The organism is Streptomyces laurentii (assembly GCF_040635425.1).
Lineage (GTDB): Bacteria > Actinomycetota > Actinomycetes > Streptomycetales > Streptomycetaceae > Streptomyces > Streptomyces laurentii.
The window spans coordinates 74,386-88,988 of the sequence record NZ_JBEYHT010000001.1; the positions used below are offsets into that span (position 1 = coordinate 74,386).

Annotated in this window: 17 protein-coding genes; 12 read left to right on the plus strand and 5 right to left on the minus strand. The window is 72.8% G+C overall.

Translation table 11 applies throughout. From position 1 onward, the window contains the following. The first annotated feature begins 40 nt into the window (after positions 1-40). The 4 genes from ABZ693_RS00325 (at position 41) to ABZ693_RS00340 (ending at position 1,552) form a co-directional block, all read left to right on the plus strand. Entirely contained in the window at positions 41-379 is a 339-nt protein-coding gene (locus tag ABZ693_RS00325) for a hypothetical protein (RefSeq protein ID WP_359871663.1), read from the plus strand. Positions 380-551: 172 nt separating this feature from the next. Next, positions 552-920 carry a WhiB family transcriptional regulator gene (locus ABZ693_RS00330; RefSeq protein WP_359871665.1) on the plus strand — a complete coding sequence of 123 codons (369 nt, stop codon included), beginning with the start codon at positions 552-554 and terminating at the stop codon, positions 918-920. Then, positions 917-1,240 (plus strand): putative WhiB-interacting protein, encoded by a 324-nt coding sequence (locus tag ABZ693_RS00335; protein ID WP_359871667.1) that lies wholly within the window; start codon positions 917-919, stop codon positions 1,238-1,240. The genes ABZ693_RS00330 and ABZ693_RS00335 overlap by 4 nt, the downstream gene beginning before the upstream one ends. A gap of 129 nt (positions 1,241-1,369) precedes the next feature. After that, positions 1,370-1,552 (plus strand): hypothetical protein, encoded by a 183-nt coding sequence (locus ABZ693_RS00340; RefSeq protein ID WP_359871668.1) that lies wholly within the window; start codon positions 1,370-1,372, stop codon positions 1,550-1,552. Between the two features lie 22 nt (positions 1,553-1,574). Here ABZ693_RS00340 and ABZ693_RS00345 read toward each other — a convergent pair whose 3' ends face one another. Together ABZ693_RS00345 and ABZ693_RS00350 are read right to left on the minus strand one after the other, a co-directional pair. Then, a complete protein-coding gene (locus ABZ693_RS00345) occupies positions 1,575-2,966 on the minus strand; it encodes an ABC1 kinase family protein (RefSeq protein WP_359871670.1) in 1,392 nt (463 codons plus the stop codon). Positions 2,967-3,006: 40 nt separating this feature from the next. Next, positions 3,007-4,179: a ThiF family adenylyltransferase gene (locus ABZ693_RS00350; protein ID WP_359871672.1), complete on the minus strand. Its 1,173-nt coding sequence runs from the start codon at positions 4,177-4,179 to the stop codon at positions 3,007-3,009. Positions 4,180-4,338: 159 nt separating this feature from the next. Here ABZ693_RS00350 and ABZ693_RS00355 point away from each other — a divergent pair, with 159 nt between their 5' ends. The 4 genes from ABZ693_RS00355 to ABZ693_RS00370 all read left to right on the plus strand — a co-directional run bounded on the left by ABZ693_RS00355 (position 4,339) and on the right by ABZ693_RS00370 (position 8,147). Continuing rightward, positions 4,339-4,914, plus strand: coding sequence for a M48 metallopeptidase family protein (locus tag ABZ693_RS00355; protein WP_359871674.1), 576 nt, complete (start codon positions 4,339-4,341; stop codon positions 4,912-4,914). Positions 4,915-5,028: 114 nt separating this feature from the next. Then, complete coding sequence (locus ABZ693_RS00360) at positions 5,029-6,678, plus strand: TerD family protein (RefSeq protein WP_359871676.1); 1,650 nt, start codon at positions 5,029-5,031, stop codon at positions 6,676-6,678. Positions 6,679-6,691: 13 nt separating this feature from the next. Beyond that, positions 6,692-7,372 (plus strand): AIM24 family protein, encoded by a 681-nt coding sequence (locus tag ABZ693_RS00365; protein ID WP_359871678.1) that lies wholly within the window; start codon positions 6,692-6,694, stop codon positions 7,370-7,372. A 19-nt stretch (positions 7,373-7,391) separates the two neighbouring features. Then, a complete protein-coding gene (locus ABZ693_RS00370; protein WP_359871680.1) occupies positions 7,392-8,147 on the plus strand; it encodes an AIM24 family protein in 756 nt (251 codons plus the stop codon). Positions 8,148-8,283: 136 nt separating this feature from the next. Here ABZ693_RS00370 and ABZ693_RS00375 read toward each other — a convergent pair whose 3' ends face one another. Further along, positions 8,284-8,817, minus strand: coding sequence for an NUDIX hydrolase (locus tag ABZ693_RS00375; protein ID WP_359871682.1), 534 nt, complete (start codon positions 8,815-8,817; stop codon positions 8,284-8,286). Beyond that, positions 8,814-10,283 (minus strand): zinc-dependent metalloprotease, encoded by a 1,470-nt coding sequence (locus ABZ693_RS00380; protein ID WP_359871684.1) that lies wholly within the window; start codon positions 10,281-10,283, stop codon positions 8,814-8,816. Before ABZ693_RS00380 ends, ABZ693_RS00375 begins: the two co-directional genes overlap by 4 nt. Before the next feature lie 279 nt (positions 10,284-10,562). Between ABZ693_RS00380 and ABZ693_RS00385 the strand changes: the two genes are divergently transcribed. The 4 genes from ABZ693_RS00385 to ABZ693_RS00400 all read left to right on the plus strand — a co-directional run bounded on the left by ABZ693_RS00385 (position 10,563) and on the right by ABZ693_RS00400 (position 13,808). Further along, the gene (locus tag ABZ693_RS00385; RefSeq protein WP_359871686.1) at positions 10,563-11,672 is read left to right on the plus strand and encodes an SDR family oxidoreductase; all 1,110 of its coding nucleotides are present in this window, start codon (positions 10,563-10,565) and stop codon (positions 11,670-11,672) included. Between the two features lie 78 nt (positions 11,673-11,750). Beyond that, positions 11,751-12,212: a molybdenum cofactor biosynthesis protein MoaE gene (locus tag ABZ693_RS00390; protein ID WP_359871688.1), complete on the plus strand. Its 462-nt coding sequence runs from the start codon at positions 11,751-11,753 to the stop codon at positions 12,210-12,212. Between the two features lie 216 nt (positions 12,213-12,428). Then, positions 12,429-12,662, plus strand: a complete 234-nt coding sequence (locus ABZ693_RS00395; protein WP_359871690.1) for a hypothetical protein — start codon at positions 12,429-12,431, stop codon at positions 12,660-12,662. 57 nt (positions 12,663-12,719) lie between these two features. Beyond that, positions 12,720-13,808, plus strand: coding sequence for a YlbL family protein (locus ABZ693_RS00400; protein WP_359871692.1), 1,089 nt, complete (start codon positions 12,720-12,722; stop codon positions 13,806-13,808). Positions 13,809-13,923: 115 nt separating this feature from the next. Here the strand turns inward: ABZ693_RS00400 and ABZ693_RS00405 are convergent, their stop codons facing one another. Then, entirely contained in the window at positions 13,924-14,484 is a 561-nt protein-coding gene (locus ABZ693_RS00405) for a PPA1309 family protein (RefSeq protein WP_359871694.1), read from the minus strand. Between the last annotated feature and the right edge of the window lie 119 nt (positions 14,485-14,603).

Below are 14,603 nucleotides of genomic sequence, written 5' to 3' on the forward strand. Positions count from 1 at the left end.
CCTTCCGAGACGCCGAGAGGAGGCGATTCCAGTGATCAGCATGAACACCATCAACACCCGCAACGCCAAAGTGAACGATCGTCTGGTCGTCTCCGCCTGCTCGCTCGGCTTCTCCACCGTCGTCGCTTACCCCTCTGTTATTGGCACCGGTCTGTCCGGCGCCGGCATGCCGCTCGGCGCGTCGGCTCTCCTCATGGACCGGCTGGAGCACAGTGAGCGACCGACCAAGGCACTGGAAGCAGGAGTAGCAGGCAAGGCCCAGGCTTCGGCCTTCGGCTTTGCGGCCACCGCGACCGGTGCCGGTATTCAGCAGCAGACGACGCATGACCACACGATGTGGGCCTTCCGTGGGCTCGAACCCTGGAGTGATCCAGTCTGATCGACGATCAGGCCGGCGCCTTCAGGGCCGCGGAACCCCACCAGGGATCCGCGGCCCTTCTGTTTGTCCCCGAACGGGGCTGACGGAGCGAAGGGGCCTCGGGACCAGCAGCGACCGGGACCAGCCAGAACTCCGGCCAACAGGCCGGAACAACAGACGAGGAACGACAACCGTGCAACTCGAAGCGCACGCCCCGTCCGTACCGCCTTCCGAAACGATCCCCCCGCCCGGCCTCACGGAGGACTTCGCCTTGACTCCCCTCAGCACGCTCACCGCGCTCGACGACGCCATCGAGAACCTCGGCGTAGCCGTTCCCTGCCGTTCGTACGACCCCGAGGTCTTCTTCGCCGAGTCCCCGGCCGACGTCGAGTACGCCAAGTCCCTGTGCCGCACCTGCCCGCTCGTGGAAGCCTGCCTGGCGGGTGCCAAGGAGCGGCGGGAGCCGTGGGGCGTCTGGGGTGGCGAGCTGTTCGTCCAGGGCGTGGTCGTGGCCCGCAAGCGGCCCCGTGGTCGCCCGCGCAAGAACCCGGTCGCGGCATGAACATCACCGGAACCATCGACCGTCCCCTCACGCACGATCCCCAGAAGCAGGCCCCGATGACCCCCACTCCCCACGAGCCGGCCGGCTCCGCTACCCCCGACGTCTCCCTCAACGGCGCGATGCGCTCGCGTCAGAACAGGACCCGTGAAATGCAACTCATCCCCGAAGCCCTGGCTCGCGCCCATATGCGCGACCGCCTGCGGGAAGCCGAGGCGGAACGCCAGGCCGTGCGCCTGGTCGCCGCCCGGCGGATGCAGCGCCGCGCCGAGCGCGTGTCGATGCGCGCCCGCCGCGCGCTCGCCATGGCCGTCATGCACTGACACTGACGCGCGCCTCCCCGCCCTTCCCCGAGGGCGGGCGGTGCCCGGTGGCGGGGGCCGGTCCGAACGGACCGGCCCTCGCGGTGCGTTGCCCCGGCGGCGGGCCCCCGGAGGTCTATCGTCACCAGAGTGAACGACGACCCCGCCCCCGCACCCCGCGTGGAGTGCGCCCGCTGCGGCAAGACCGCCCCCGAGCCGCCCGTCACCTGGACCTGCTCGGTCGAGAACGGCACCCGTCACTTCTTCTGCGACGACTGCGCCCGCACCCACCTCCGGTCGATCGAGAGCCGTCTCGACTCCTCCTGGTGGTGACGGGGCCCCGGGGGGCTCCGGCTCACTCCTCGGGCACGGCGAACCCCGGCAGCCACTCCTCCAGCTCGTCCCGCAGCCGCACCCGCGCGCCCAGCTGGCACAGCACCCCGATGGTGCTCAGCGTCACCCGGTGTATCAGCAGATACGACGGAGGCAGGTTCAGCTGCTTGCCCAACTGGTGGGCGGGGGAGCGAGGATCGGCGAGCCGGGCCGCCTGGGCGCGCAGCCAGCCGCGGCTGAAGCCGAACTCGTCCACCTGGGCCGGCTCGATGATCGGCAGCAGATACGCGAGCACCTCCTCCGGGTCGAGCGCGACGGACTCCTTCACGAAGCCCTCCGCGCGCAGCAGCTCGTAGACCGTCTCCGCCTCGTCCGTCAGGGCCATCCGCAGACAGACGCCGATCGTCTCCGGCAGGCCGCCCGGCAGCCGGTCCACCGTGCCGAAGTCCAGCACCCCGAGCCGCCACGCCCCGATGTCCTCGCCGCCGTCGCCTTGCCCGTCCCCGTCCCCGTTCCCGGCCCCGTCCTCGGACGCGGGCCCCGGCAGCAGCCGGAAGTTGCCCGGGTGCGGGTCGGCGTGCAGCAGTCCGGTGCGCCCGGGCCCCGAGAACAGGAACCGCGCGAGCAGCTGCCCGGCCCGGTCGCGCTGCTCCGGCGTGCCCTCCGCGATCACCTCCGACAGTGGCACCCCGTCCAGCCAGTCGGTCACCAGGATCTGTTCCGACTGGTGCACCACGGCCGGCACCACCACGTGCGGATCGTCCGCGAACTCCTCCGCGTGCCGCTGCTGCGCGGCCGCCTCCAGGCCGTAGTCCAGCTCCTCGGCGACCCGGTCGCGCAGTTCCTTGATCAGCGGTTTGATGTCCATGCCGGGGATCAGCGGGCCGAGCAGCCGGGCGAACCGGCTCAGCTGGGTGAGATCCGAGAGCAGTGCCTCCCCGGCCCCCGGGTACTGCACCTTCACCGCGACCTCGCGGCCGTCCCGCCACACCGCCCGGTGCACCTGACCGATCGAGGCGGCCGCCGCCGGCTTGTCCTCGAACTCCAGGAACAGCTCGCGCCACTTCGGCCCCAGCCGCTCTTCGAGCACCGTGTGCACGGTCGCCGTCGGCATCGGCGGCGCCGCCTCCTGGAGCTTGGTGAGCGCCGCCCGGTAGGGTCCGGCGACCTCCTCGGGCAGCGCCGACTCGAAGACGGAGAGGGCCTGCCCGAGCTTCATGGCCCCTCCTTTCAACTGTCCCAAGGTCTTGAACAGTTGCTCGGCCGTGCGCTGCCGGAGCTCCCGCGCCACCAGCTCCGCGGACTTCCCGCCGATCCGCTTGCCGAGGCCCCAGGTCGCGCGCCCCGCGAAGCCGATCGGCAACGCGGCCAACTTCGCGGTCCGGGTGACCGCCTTCCGGGGAAGATCAGACATACGCCCTCCAAGTCCCAGACTGCCGTGCCGCACGGGGCCGTTACCCCGCCATTGTGTCGTGCCCGTCCTCGACCGCCGAGGCATGTTCCCGTTCCGCCGCGGACCGCGCCCCGCACGGACACGCCGGGTGCGCCCGGACCGGCGCCGAGCGCCACTCCAGCAGCGGCAGCGACACCTCCCACCGTGCCCCGGTGCTCGACGGCAGATCCCCGTCCAGGAAGGCCAGGGCGTGCGCCGCCGCGAGCCCCGCGACCGCCGACGCGAGCGCCACGTCGCACGCGGGCAGCGCGTGCGGCCGGCCCGAGCGCCACTGCGCCGGCAGCCGCGGCCACACCGGCTCCCGGTCGGCCCGCTCCTGCTGCGCGCACCCCGCGCAGGCCGTGCCGCCGGGCAGCACCAACGGGCCGACCACCCCCGTGGCCTCCAGCACCCCCGCGTACAGATGCGGCGTCCCGGTGGCCAGCCAGCGCTCCGCGGGCAGCGGATCCGGCACATACGCGCCGAGGCCGTCGCGCGGCGCGACCACGACGAGCGACCAGCCCGCCTCGCCGCCCTCGTCCCCCGTCACCCGGTCCGGCTCGCGGACCGGCCGGCCGCCCGGCGCCGACCGTCCCACCAGACGCCGCGCCGCCACGGCCCGCCGCTCGCCGACCGCCTCGGCCGGCAGCCCGCCCGGCGCGACCTCCCACGGGGCGACCGTGCCGGAGTCCGGTACCTCCACCCGGCCGACCCCCGCCGCCGACAGCAGCGCCGCCACCGCCGCGCCGACCCGTCCCGCGCCCCGCACCTGCACCCGCTGGGCCCGCCGCGCGGCCAGCGTCCGCGCCGCCCCGTCCGGCGCGTGGTGCACCACCGACAGCGAGGCCAGATCCGCCCGCACCGGATCCAGCTCCGGATCCGCCCGGCCCGCCGCCTCCGCCGACGCCCCCGCGCCCGGGGGCCCGCCCGGCGGACGTACCGACGCGTCCGCGATCAGCCCCGCCGCCGACAGCCGCCCGAGCAGCGCCTCCAGATGCCCGTCGGGGAGCCCGAGGGCCCGGGCCGCCGCGCGCAGCAGCTCCATCCCGCGCGTCCCGTCGAGCAGCCCGATCAGACTGCCGGTGGCCGGGTCCACCGGCCCCAGCACCACCGCGTGCGCGGGTGTCACCCCGAACTGCACGTACCGCAGATTCCGCCAGGCGCGCCGCAGCGCCGGTTTCACCATCGGATGCACGATCCACCCCCCGTGTCGAAGCCCGCGCGTCCCACCGTGGACGCGCAAGGCCAGAGTGCCCCCGCGGCGCGAGCCGTGCGGAAAGTTGTCCACAGGCCGAGGCATTAATCATTCGAATGGTGCGGGACTCGCCGCCGCCCAGCCGGTAACGTCGGAGGCGTGCCCGTCGACCCACAGCCCAGCCTGACCAGCACAGCGCCCCGCGTTCCGGGGGCGAGCGCGGTGGAGGTCCGCCGCAGCTCCCGCCGCAGACGGACCGTCTCCGCCTACCGCGAGGGCGACCGCACCATCGTCCTCATCCCGGCCCGGATGTCGGAGGCGGAGGAGCGCCGCTGGGTCACCGTCATGCTGGACAAGCTGGCGGCCCAGGAGAGCAAGAGCGTCCTCGGCGACCGGGAGCTGACCGAGCGCGCCGAGCGGCTGTCCGGCCAGTACTTCGGTGGCCGGGCCCGCCCCGCCTCCGTCCGCTGGGTCACCAACCAGAACACCCGCTGGGGCTCCTGCACCCCCTCCGAGGGCAGCATCCGGCTGTCCCACCGGCTCCAGGGCATGCCCGAGTACGTCGTCGACTACGTGCTCTGCCACGAGCTCGCCCATCTGCTCGTGCCGGGCCACGGCCCCGATTTCTGGCGGCTCCTGGACGCCTACCCCCGCACCGAGCGGGCCCGCGGCTATCTGGAGGGCGTGGCCGAGGCCGCCCGGCTGCCGCAACTGCCGGGTGCCCGCGAGGAGTGACGGCGGCATGCGTCGATTTCGTACCAGACCGCTGCCGCCCTGCCCGGATGTCACGGCAAGCCGTTAGCCTGGCGCGACGCATTCGCTCTTCTGGACGGGGGACGGTCGTCGCATATGGCCAGGGAATTCCAACGCGGCCACAAGGCCAAGATCAGTGATCTGACGGCGGGCACGGATCTGTACGTGGGCGTGCGGATCGCGGCGCCTGGCCTGACCTTCGACATCAGCTGCTTCGGGCTGGACGCGGACGAGCGGCTCTCGGACGACCGCTACTTCGTGTTCTTCAACCAGCCGAAGTCGCCGGAGGAGTCGATTCAGCTCCTCGGCGCGCAGGCCGGCGACACCGAGTCCTTCCGGGTGACCCTGGACCGGATCCCGGCGCGGATCCAGAAGCTGTCCTTCACCGCCACCATCGACGGTGCCGGGCAGATGTCGCAGGTCGGCCCCGGCTGGATCCGGATCGTCGCGGGCGGCGAAGAGGTCGCCCGCTACGCCTTCACCGGTGCGGAGTTCTCCACCGAGCGCGCGGTCATGCTCGGCGACTTCTATCTGAAGGACGTCTGGCGCTTCGCCGCCGTCGGCCAGGGCTTCGACGGCGGTCTGGCCGCGCTCCTGAAGAACTTCGGCGGCGAGGTCGCCGAAGAGGAGCCCGCCGCGCCGCAGGCCGCGGCCCCGGCCCCCGGTTTCGCCCCGCCGGCCTTCGGCGCGCCCGCCGCACCGGCCCCGGCTCCCGCACCGGCCCCGGCTCCCGCGCCCGCCTTCGGTGCCCCGCCGGCCCCGGCGCCCACTCCGGTGCCGCCCGCCCCGATGCATAACGCGCCGACGATGGTCGCGCCCCTGGCACCCCAGCCCGCGGCCCCCGCCCCGGCCCCCGCACCGGCTCCGGCTCCCGCGCCCGGTGCGTACGGCCAGCCGCCGATGCCCCAGTCCTTCGGCCAGCCGCAGCCCCCGGCCTTCGGCCACGCGCCCGGCGCGACCCCGCCGCCCGGCGCGCCCGCCTACGGGCAGCCCGCCCCGGCCCCGTACGGTCAGCCGCAGTTCGGCCAGGTCCCACCGCAGCCCTCGTACGGCGGCGGTGTGCCGCAGGGCGCCCCGGCCGCCGGCGCCGGGCTCGCCGCCGCGCTCGCGCCGTACAAGGAAGCCGCCACCGGCGCCCGCTGGACCCCGCAGAACCAGCAGCTCATGCGGGTCGACCTGGCCATGGGCGGCAACCCCGTGCTGGCCCGGCAGGGCTCCATGGTCATGTACCAGGGCAAGGTCGATTTCTCCTACAAGGGCGCCGGCTTCGCCGGCCGCATCGTGGGCAACGCCACCGGCCAGGAGATGCAGCTGATGCGCTGCACCGGACGCGGCCAGGTCTTCCTCGCCGAGAACGGTGCCCATCTGCACCCGATCGAGCTCCAGGGCGACGGCATCTGCGTCTCCGCCGAGAACGTGCTCGCCTTCGACGAGTCGCTCCAATACGAGGTGCGCCGTATCGAGGGCCACGGCATCCCCGGCGGCGCCCTGTTCACGATGCTGTTCCAGGGCACCGGCACCGTCGTGGTGAAGACCCACGGTGTCCCCGTCGTGCTGCCCGTCACCCCGACCACCTTCGCCGACTGCAACGCCGTCGTCGCCTGGTCGGCCGCGTCCCAGGTCATCCTCTCCAGCCAGGTCCGGCTGCGCCGCAACGCCTACCCGGGCCACAGCGGGGAGACCGTGAACCTCCAGTTCCGGGGCGCCCCCGGCAACTTCATCGTCGTCCAGCCCTACGAGGTCTGAGGGAGCCCGGAACATGAACCAGCAACTCGCGGGCTTCGCCCCGACCCCCGTCACCGCGCGCATGGAGAACCACGGCACCGCCATGCTCAAGGTCGCCATGGCCACCGGCCAGGACCTGTACGCGCGCACCGGCTCGATGGTCGCCTACGAGGGCTTCGTCTCCTACGAGCCGAACCCGCCGGCCCTCCGCCAGCACGCCAAGGAGTGGCTGACCGGCGAGAGCGCGCCGATCATGAAGTGCACCGGCGACGGACTGCTCTACCTCGCCGACTACGGCGCCGACGTCGTCGTCATCAACCTGAACAACGACTCCCTGTCGGTCAACGGCAGCAACCTGCTCGCCTTCGACGCGCACCTCCAGTGGGGCGTCGAGCGGGTCAAGGGCCTGGCGAAGTTCGCCGGCCAGGGCATGTTCAACGTCCAGATCGCCGGCACCGGCTGGGTCGCCCTCACCTCGCGCGGCACGCCGGTCGTCGTCGACTGCGGCCGGGGCGAGGACGAGACGTACGTCGACCCCGACGCGCTCGTCGCCTGGTCGCCCACGCTCAAGGTGAAGGGCAAGCGCAGCTTCAAGGCCGGCTCCCTCATCGGGCGCGGCAGCGGGGAGGCCTACCAGATGGCCTTCTCGGGCCAGGGCATCGTCGTCGTACAGCCGAGTGAGGACAGCTCCGACCGCCTGCGGGTCCGGGGCTGAGGGGGAGCGAGAACACATCATGCAGAGCCCGCTTTTCAACCACGCAGAGCAGCAGAGCCAGGAACGCTACGTCGTGCAGAACCCGCAGCTGCTGCGGGTCTCCCTGGCCGGCCAGGACGACATCCTCGCCCGCAAGGGCGCGATGGTCGCCTACCAGGGCCTCGTCGACTTCGACGGCGAGTACCAGTCCTCGAACCAGCGCCGGACCCGTTCCCGTACCGGCGAGGGCCTCGACCTGATGCGCTGCTTCGGGCAGGGCACGGTCTACTTCGCCAACCTCGCGCAGTACATCCACGTCGTGGACGTCGACCAGGACGGCATGACCGTCGACAGCGCCTACGTCCTCGCCCTGGACTCGACGCTGCACACCGAGGTCATCGCCGTGGACAGCCAGTACGGGGTCTCCGGCACCGGCAAGTACCAGCTGAACATCACCGGCCGCGGCAAGGTCGCCCTGATGACCTCCGGGCAGCCGCTGATGATGCAGGTCACCCCGGACAAGTACGTGAGCGCCGACGCCGACGCGATCGTCGCCTGGTCCAGCGGTCTGCGGGTGCAGATGCAGGCCCAGACGCACAACGCCTCGGTCCGCCGCCGGCGCGGCGACACCGGCGAGGGCTGGGAGCTCAGCTTCCTCGGCACGGGCTTCGCCCTGGTGCAGCCCAGCGAGGTCATGCCGCCGCAGAACGCCGCCATCGGGCAGGGCATCGCCGCCCAGTACGGCGTCGGCGGGAACGGCGCGCACGGCCAGAACCAGGGCAACGTCTGGAGCTGACGCGTCCGCGCGCGAAGAGACACACGTAAGGGGCGGCCTCCCAAGGGAGACCGCCCCTTACCGCTGACCGCTCGCGTGGCCGGTCACACGCCGTCCGCCGCGCGTCCGCTACGGGTCGTCCGCTCCGCGTCGTCCGTTACGCGCGTGCCGCGAGCCGGGCCCGGGTCCGCTCCACCAGGCGCACCACCGAGGCGTCCGCCACGTCCGCGACCTCGTCGTAGCCGAACCAGCGCACGTCCAGCGACTCGTCGCTGACCGTCGCCGCGGCCCCGGCCGGGGCGAGCGCCGCGTACTGCACGTCCAGGTGCCACTGGCACGCGTTCGGGATCGGATGCCGGTCGAGCCGCACCGGGCCGCCCGGCAGCAGCGTCAGATCGGCGATGCCGGACTCCTCGGTCGCCTCGCGCAGCGCCGCCGCCGCGACCGTCGCGTCGCCCGGCTCGCAGTGGCCGCCCATCTGGAGCCACATGTTCAGCTTCCGATGCAGCGTCAGCAGCACCTGGCCCCGCGAGGGATCGATCACCAGCGCGCTGGCCGTCACGTGCCCGGCCGGGCACGGCTTGTACATGCCGTCCGGGTGCTCGGCGAGGTGCGCCAGATAGACATCGCGAAGCTCCGGCTGGTCCTCGTACTCCTTGAGCACGAGGACCGCGTCGTCGTACGGGCTCACTTCTCGGTGTCGTCCTTGCCTTCGCCCCGCTCGTCGCCTTCGGTACGGCCCGGGGCATCGCCCTTCGCCGCCTCGCCCAGCATCTTGTCCAGCTCGGAGAAGTCCGGCTGCTCGCTGTGGACGAAGCCGTCCGGGTCGTCCAGGTCGGTCGCCGTCGGCAGCATGTCCGGGTGTTCCCAGAGGCCGTCGCGTCCGTCCATGCCGCGCGCGTCGGTGAGCGAGGCCCACAGGCGCGAGGCGTCCCGCAGCCGGCGCGGGCGCAGCTGGAGACCGATCAGGGTGGCGAAGGTCTGCTCGGCGGGGCCACCGGTCGCCCGGCGTCGGCGCAGCGTCTCGCGCAGCGCGTCCGCCGAGGTCAGCCGGGCCTTCGCGGCCTCGTGCACGACCGCGTCCACCCAGCCCTCGACGAGCGCGAGCGCCGTCTCCAGGCGGGCCAGGGCCGCCTTCTGCTCGGCGGTGTCCTCCGGCTGGAACATGCCCTGCTGGAGCGCTTCCTGAAGCTGCTCGGGGTGCGACGGGTCGAGCTGGCCCACCGCCTCCTCCAGCTTGGAGGTGTCGACCTTGATGCCGCGGGCGTAGCCCTCGACCGCGCCGAACAGGTGCGAGCGCAGCCACGGCACGTGCGCGAAGAGCCGCTGGTGGGCGGCCTCGCGCAGGGCCAGGTACAGCCGGACCTCGTCCGAGGGGACGCCCAGGTCCTTGCCGAAGGCCGCGATGTTCAGCGGCAGCAGCGCCGCGCGCCCGGCCGGGCCGAGCGGCAGACCGACATCCGTCGAGCCGACGACCTCGCCCGCGAGCACGCCCACGGCCTGGCCGATCTGCTGGCCGAACATGGCGCCTCCCATGGAGCGCATCATGCCGATCAGCGGGCCCGCCATGGCCTGCATCTCCTGCGGCAGCACCTCGCCCATCGCCGCGCCGACCCGCTCGGCGACCGGGTCGACCAGCTGCTTCCAGGCCGGCAGGGTCGCCTCGACCCACTCGGCGCGGCTCCACGCCACGGCCGTGTTCGCCCCGGACGGCAGCGAGGTCACCTGGTCCAGCCACAGGTCGGCCAGCCGCACGGCCTCCTCGACCGCGGCCTTCTCGGCCGGGCCGACGCTCTCGTCCTTGGTGCCGTCGGAGGTGCCCTGCGCGACGACCTGGCGCGCGATCTGCTTCGCCATGTCCCAGTTGACCGGGCCGCCCTCGTAGCTGAGCATCTGGCCCAGCTGCTGGAAGGCCGCGCCCAGGTCCTGCGGGTTCAGCGAGCCGAACATCGCGGCGAACGGGTTGTCCGCGTCGCCCTGGCCGGCACCGCCCATGCCCGGCAGGCCGCCGAAGCCGAACGGGTTCGCCCCGAACGGATTGCCGCCGCCCTGGCCACCGGACCCCTGGCCACCTCCGGCGGGGTCCTTCTTCTTGCCTTCGTCGCCGTTCTCCGGCTCCTCCGGCGGAAGGCCGAATCCGAATGGGGTGTCACTCACAGGTTTCCTCGGCTCGTAAGGCCACCGGCTTCCTGCCGGTGGCGGGCTCTCGGCTTGGCTCGCCTCCCCGACTCCACACCACCAAGCGTAGGCGGTGGTGGCCCGGCCGGGCCGGGCTCGCCGGGCACGCCGGGCTCGTCGGACCGGCGAACCACCGCGACATCCGCACCGGATCAGGGCTCGGTGCTCCGCCGGGCCGGGGCCTGGGGCAGGATGGACGCCACCTGGTACGCACACGTCATACGCGTACGTACTGAAGACAACCGCTGGAGACGCCCGGTGAGTTCCCCAGAATCTCAGGTTCGCGCAGCGCGAAACCCGTCCACCCGGTCCGCCGCGCGCGGCCCCGTCGTCGCGGTCACCGGTGCCGCGTCCGGGGTCGGTGACCTGCTGACCCGGAGCCTTGCCGCATCGGACGAGGTCAAGCAGGTCGTCGCGATCGACGAACGCCGGGGGGAGGTCCCCGAGGCGCAATGGCACATCCTCGACGTGCGCGACCCGGCCATCGCCGAGAAGCTGCGCGGCGCCGACGTCGTCGTGCACCTCGCGGTCGACCTCGACCTGGAGACCGACCCGGCCGCGCGCACCGCGTACAACGTACGCGGCACCCAGACCGTGCTCACGGCCGCCGCCGCGGCCGGGGTGCACCGGGTGGTGCTGTGCACCTCCGCCATGGTCTACGGCGCGCTGGCCGACAACGACATCCCGCTCTCCGAGGACGCCGAGCTGCGCGCCACGGCCGAGGCCACCGGCGTCGGCGACCTCCTGGAGATCGAGCGCCTGGCCCGGCGCGCCCCGCGCGCCCACCCCGGCCTGCACGTGACCGTGGTCCGCCCCGCGGTCCTCGTCGGCGGTACGGACACGGCGCTGACCCGCTACTTCGAGTCGCCGCGGCTGCTCGTCGTCGCCGGATCCCGGCCCACCTGGCAGTTCTGCCATGTGGAGGACCTGGTCAGCGCGCTGGAGTACGCGGCCCTGGGCAAGGTCGAGGGCGAGTTCGCGGTCGGCTGCGACGGCTGGCTGGAGCAGGAGCAGGTCGAGGAGCTGTCCGGGATCCGGCGCATGGAGCTGCCCTCGGCGGTCGCCCTCGGCGCGGCGGCCCGGCTGCACCGGATCGGCCTCACCCCGTCCCCGGCCGGCGACCTCGCCTACACCATGCACCCCTGGGTGGTCAGCGTCAGCCGGCTGCACGACGCCGGCTGGCGGCCGCAGTGGACCAACGAGGAGGTGCTGGCCGCTCTCCTGGAGGAGGTCGAGGGCCGGCACACGGTCGCGGGACGCCGGCTCGGCCGCAAGGACGCCACGGCGGCGGGCGCGGCGGGCGCCACGGTGGCACTGCTCGGCACGGCGGCGCTGGTCCGGCAGATGCGCAAGCGACGCGGCCTCTAGGCCCCTCCTCCGGAGGGCCGGGGCGACAAGCGGGGAACACGGTGACGGGTTGTCCGAGCGGTACGGCACGATGGGCGTATGGCAGACAGGCATGACCACCCCGGCGAGCGGGCGGCGGACGACCCGATCAAGCTCCTCGCGATCCGTGACACGCCGCTCTCGCTGGACGAGGTGTTCCGCGCGGTCGGTGACGACGCCGCGGGCGGCATCGCCCTGTTCGTGGGCACGGTGCGCAACCACGACGGCGGCGCGGACGTCGACGCGCTCGGCTACTCCTGCCACCCCACGGCCGAGCAGGAGCTGCGCCGCGTCGCCGAGAAGGTCGCCGCGAACCACCCGGTCCGCGCCCTGGCCGCCGTCCACCGGGTGGGGGACCTCAGGGTGGGCGACCTCGCGGTGATCGTCGCCGTCTCGTGCCCACACCGCGCGGAGGCCTTCGAGGCGTGCCGCCGGCTGATCGACGACCTCAAGCACGAGGTCCCGATCTGGAAGCACCAGAGCTTCTCGGACGGCACAGAGGAGTGGGTGGGGGCCTGCTGAGACCTCGACCCGGAGACCGGGGGAGGGGGACGGCGCCTGCTGACACCTCGACCCCGGGAGAGGGTCAGGGGATTCGGCGTCGCGCAAGACGCCACGCCGCCACGTCGTAGTCGAACGCCCGATTTGCGTAACCGACCCCCAGGCAGCAGCGTTGAGGATGCGGATGAATAGTCTGCTGATCAACTCACTGGGGATCACTGGGGATGGGAGGTCGGGATGGCAGCGCTGGCCTGGTTGCTGATTCCGGTTTTCGCAGTCGTCGGCGCGGCGATATGGGGAAGCTGGGCTTCACGGAACAAGACCATCGGGGATGTCGCCGAGCTCGCGGGCTACGCGCGATTCCGGGACGCCATGGAGCGGTCCCGCCCCTCGGATCCCCACCCCTTCGCCGATCCCGCCTCCGCTTCCGCGCTGCCGGAACGTGAGGCCGCGACGTCCGGCACCGGCTGAGCCTCGGACGGCCCGCCCCGGGAGTGCGCACACAGGCAGGTCCCGTACTGTCGTTCCATGCCACGCCGCACCGCGACGATGCTCGCCTCCACCCTGATCCTGATCACGCTGCTCTGCGTCGGCGTACTCATCCCGGTGCCCTACTCGGAGATGAGCCCGGGACCCACGGTGAACACCCTCGGCGAGGCGCGTGGCGAGCCGGTGCTGCAGATCTCGGGACAGAAGACGTACCCGACCACGGGCAACCTCAACATGACCACGGTCCGGGTCACCAGCGCGGACTACAAGATGAACGCGATCGAGGCCGTCTACAAGTGGCTGGCCCACGACAGCGTGATCGTCCCGCACGAGACGCTCTACCCGGACGGCAAGACCGAGGAGCAGTCCAGCCAGGAGAACGCCGAGGAGTTCAGCCAGTCCCAGGAGAGCGCCAAGGTGGCCGCCCTGAAGGAGCTGGACATCCCGGTGACCTCCCGGGTCGTCGTCGCCACCGTGGTCAAGGGCACCCCCGCCGAGGGCAAGCTGCACGCGGGCGACGTGATCCGCGCCGTGGACGGCACACCGATCAAGGCGCCGGGTGACGTGGCCAAGATCGTCACCAAGCACAAGCCCGGCCAGCGGGTGGCCTTCACCATCACCCCGGCCAAGGAGGCCGCCGCGGCGGCCAAGGCCCACAAGGACGCGAACGTCACCGAGCAGGTGGTCCTCACCACGGCGAAGTCGGAGGAGGGCGACCGGGCCATCGTCGGCATCCAGGCCGGCACCGACCACGTGTTCCCGTTCACCGTCGACATCAAGCTCGCCGATGTCGGCGGCCCGAGCGCCGGCCTGATGTTCGCGCTGGGCATCGTCGACAAGCTCACCCCGGGCGCGCTCACCGGCGGCAAGTTCATCGCCGGCACCGGCACCATCGACGACGCCGGCAAGGTCGGTCCGATCGGCGGCATCGAGATGAAGCTGGTCGGCGCGCGCGACGCGGGCGCCCGCTACTTCCTCACCCCGGCCGACAACTGCGCGGCGGCCGCCGCCGACATCCCCGCCGGGCTCACGCTCGTCAAGGTGAACACCATCGACGACGCCCGGAACTCCCTGGAGAAGCTCCGTACGGGCGACACGGCCGCCCTGCCCAGCTGCTCCAAGGGCTGAGCAAGCGGGCGCGGGCACGGCGCGGGTACGGGGCGCGTACGGCGCGGGTACGGGTCCGGGGCGACCACCCCGTACCCGTACCGTCACCCGCCTCGGGGCCGCGGGACCCCGGGCCTCAGGACTCGAAGGTCGCCGCGAGCGCGTCCGCGAGGCCGGGCACCAGGTCCGGGCCCGTCAGCACCTCGGTCGGCGAGTCCTTCTCGCGCAGCCGGATCGCGGCCTCGCGCGCGCCGTTGCGCAGCACGGCGACCGTCATGCGGACCTCCTGGCGGTCCGGGTGCCGGGCCACCCACTTGGCGAGCCCGGCCTCGTTCAGACCCTTCGGCACGGACGCCTCGGCCGACGGCGGCAGCATCAGCCGCTCCACCGTCAGCGCGCAGCCGGCCACGGCGTCCGGCCAGGCGATGGTGCCCAGGAACTCGTCCAGGGCCTTGCCGGCCGGCAGCTGGTCCTGCTCGATCGGGGTGTAGCCGGCGGCGGCGGACTCGCCGTCCTTGCCGGGGAGCTGGCGGGCGACCGACGGCGCGGAGGCGCGCAGCCGGGCGGTGTCGACCAGGGCGAAGAGCCGGGCCGGACGGTCCCAGCCGAGGCCCGAGGCGTAGTCGTCGATCTCGAGCACCGCGCGGGTGAGGGGGCTCGCGGCCATCGGAGGGCCGGAGGGGGAAACGTTGGACATGACCAATATCCTGCCTCCTCTTTCCCGAAAGTCGGGAACTAGGTAAAGCCTCAGTAAGTTGCATCAGTGGGCTCTACGATCGCGGAGCCTGTTCTGTGCACGGAGATCGACGCATCTCT